Annotated in this window: 3 protein-coding genes; 1 reads left to right on the top strand and 2 read right to left on the bottom strand. The window is 71.0% G+C overall.

Going from position 1 to position 2,872, the window contains the following annotated elements:
* Positions 1–381: 381 nt before the first annotated feature.
* Positions 382–1,092, bottom strand: coding sequence for a hypothetical protein (locus ABZ570_RS33825; RefSeq protein WP_358072245.1), 711 nt, complete (start codon positions 1,090–1,092; stop codon positions 382–384).
* Between the two features lie 96 nt (positions 1,093–1,188).
* Positions 1,189–2,331 (bottom strand): aminotransferase class I/II-fold pyridoxal phosphate-dependent enzyme, encoded by a 1,143-nt coding sequence (locus tag ABZ570_RS33820; RefSeq protein WP_358072243.1) that lies wholly within the window; start codon positions 2,329–2,331, stop codon positions 1,189–1,191.
* A 49-nt stretch (positions 2,332–2,380) separates the two neighbouring features.
* Here ABZ570_RS33820 and ABZ570_RS33815 point away from each other — a divergent pair, with 49 nt between their 5' ends.
* Positions 2,381–2,818, top strand: a complete 438-nt coding sequence (locus tag ABZ570_RS33815) for a hypothetical protein (protein ID WP_358072241.1) — start codon at positions 2,381–2,383, stop codon at positions 2,816–2,818.
* The last annotated feature ends 54 nt before the right edge of the window (positions 2,819–2,872 follow it).

Below are 2,872 nucleotides of genomic sequence, written 5' to 3'. Positions count from 1 at the left end.
GTACGTGTCACACCTGCACCGCGACCACTTCGACGCGAAGCACCTGCGCGACGACGGCTCGTGCGCGGAGTTGCGCCGCTACGGCTTACGCGTTGGTTCGCCGTTGGACGGACACCGCGTAGACGAGTAGGGCGGGAGGCTGATCGGCGCGTCGTGGTGGGGCTTCCGGGCGGTGCTTGGTGACGACGGCCTTGCCTGCGAGGTGCCCGGTCCTGGAAGTGTCGGATCGCGTCCGCCGCCTCGACAAGGGGGTAGGTGCGTGCCCTGGTCGCACCGCGCCGCTGTCGCCCGGCGGTGTCGAAGGCGTGCCGGAGGAGTGCCCTCGTCCTCGCCGGCCGTCGACGCGGCTGAGTTGCCGGTCTACGGAATCGGACTCGGCACCTAGGAGAAGAAGAGCCTGGCCAAGGTGGGCCAGACGGTCCAGAACGGCGGGGTCGGACCCTCGTACCCGCCGAGCACGAGCACTGACAGGATGATCGCCGCGCCGGGAAACAGGACAACCGCGGCCGGCACCGCCACGCGCAGCAGCAACGGACGGTGACGACCGCTCAGCATGTGGAACGCGACCGCGCCGGTCAGCGCGCCGAGGAGGGCACCGATCAGCGTGCCGGCAGCGACCCCGGCGGGCGTCGCCCGGTAGAAGGTCACCACCGGACCGCCCGCGTCGTGGGTGTATTCCGCCACCAGGTCCCCCCGCTCGGCACTCCAACTGGCGCACGGGTATTCCGTCAGGCCGCGAAAGTGCCGCCAGCCATGCGCCGCCGCGTTGGCGCGGGTGGCCCGGCCCGGCCCGCAGTCGATGACCTCGGGGGCGTACTCGCGGAGCGGCTCGTAGTTGACCTCTACGAAGCCGGCACCGTAGCTCTCGTCACCGAGGCGTGATCCGTACTCATAGTCGCGCCGGTCCCGTTCGCCGGCAGGAGTGACCCCCGGGACGATCTCCTGCGCCCAGCCCAACGCCTCAGCGTTGCTCGGCAGCGGGGCCGGGTCGCGACCGCCGATCCACGAGCCGACGGTGGCACCGACGATGGCCAGGAGCAACGCTCCCAGCACCACAACTCCCACTCCGGCCCGCCCTTGGGGGTTGTCCATCGCCACACCGCCTCCTCGACCCCGGGAAGGATAGCGTCCATCGATGACCCCGCCCGGGCGCCTCATAATTTTCGAGGACCACAAGCCCATGATCGTCTAGGAGGGTCGGCGTGTTCCGGGGCTTCGAGCCAGCCTGAACCTTGTGTGCGGAATGGGGTGTGGAAACCGCAGGGTGCGCTTCAGCGCGTCTCCTCGATCGCCTGCTCCGTGGCGCGGCGTACGTCGTCGAGCAGGATCTCCATGTCGCGGCGGGTGGTGCTCCTGCGATCGTGAGCCGGCACGGGCAGCCGGCGGTAGGTAGCGGAAGCAGAAGATGGAGAGTTCGACCGGGGCGAGCAGTTCGAAGTCGGCGCTGGCGTCGACGAGTTCGGCGAGGTGACGGGCGCAGTCGAGGTTGCCCTCGATCGCGTCGCCGACCGCTCGCGAACCGGCGTGCGCCAGCGCCATCCAGACCTTGAGAGCCCGGAAGCGCCGGGACAGATCCGGCCCGTAGTCCCAGAAGGCGAAGGCCTCGGCCGGCTCGGTCTGCACGACCCGGATGAAGTCGGCGTCCACGCTGAAGGCGGGCCGCGCCGCCTCGGGGTCGCGGTAGATGAGGCAGCCGCAGTCCGCGGGCAGGTAGAGCCACTTGTGCGGGTCGAGGGCGATCGAGTCGGCCTCCGACATGCCGTCGAAGAGCGGCCGGGCCGAGGGGGCAAGCCGTGCGAAGCCGCCATAGCACGCGTCGACGTGCATCCCGTACTGCCGCGCGACCGCCGCGATCTCGGCGAGCGGGTCGACCGCGCCGGTGACGACGCTTCCGGCGTTCGCCACCACACAGAGTGGTTCCGCCCCGGCGGCCCGGTCCTCCTCGATGGCGTCAACGAGGGCACCGACGTCCATCCGGAAGCCGGCGTCCACCGGGATCTCGCGCACGTTCGCCCGGCCGATGCCGAGCAGCGCGGCGGCCTTGTGGATCGAGTGGTGGGTCTCGGTGGAGGCGTAGACGCGCAGCGGCGCGGGGTGCGCGGCCGTACCGTGGGTGGCGACCGCGTCGCCGCAGTGGCGGTGCCGTGCGGCGGCGAGCGCGGTGAAGTTGGCCATCGAGCCGCCGCTCATGAACAGGCCCCCGGCGCCCGGGTCGCAGCCGAGAATCTCCTTGATCCAGTCGATGGCCACGTGCTCCAGCTCAGTGGGAGCCGGGGCCGACCGCCACGCGGTGAGGTTCGGGTTCAGCGCCGACGCGAGGAAGTCGGCCACCGCGGCGACGGCGGTGCCCGGTGCCGAGACGTACCCGAAGAAGCGGGGGGTGCCCGTTCTGCCGGATGCCTGGCACGACCACGTCACGAAATACCGTGAGCAGGTCGGTGAAGTCACGGCCCTCGACGGGCAGCGGCTCGGCGAGCACCTGCTTCAGCGCGGCGGCGGAGGTTCGCGGGGCGATGGGCAGGTCCCGGATCGAGTCGTGGTGGGCGGCGACCCACTCGACGGCACGCCCACCCATGTCCCGGATCTGTTCGGCCGAGGGGTCCAGGGCGGAGCCGACGTCGCGCCGATCGGGCGGGGCGGATGTCATGGCCCGGAGGATAGTGTCGGGCGTTCGCCCGCGCTGCCCCTGCCCAAGCGCAGCGCCGTCTGGGGTGACGGCACGGTCGAGTGCGGCTGGGCCAGCAACCCGGTACAGGTCAGCGTCGGCAGCAACCTCGGCGACTCCCTGTTCGGCTCGCCGCGGGCGATCACTGGGTAAGGAAGGTAGCCAGGCCGTCGAGGACGCGTGCGATGTCGGTGTCGTTGTTGTATG

Source organism: Micromonospora sp. NPDC007271, assembly GCF_040634005.1.
Taxonomy (GTDB): domain Bacteria; phylum Actinomycetota; class Actinomycetes; order Mycobacteriales; family Micromonosporaceae; genus Micromonospora.
The sequence above is the reverse complement of the archived record's forward strand: the minus strand, read 5'-3'. Positions and strand labels throughout refer to the sequence as shown.

What these genes read in the sequence shown, in the direction of transcription:
- ABZ570_RS33825 (WP_358072245.1), bottom strand. Translation starts at nt 1,092, where the DNA reads ATGGACAACCCCCAAGGGCGGGCCGGAGTGGGAGTTGTGGTGCTGGGA.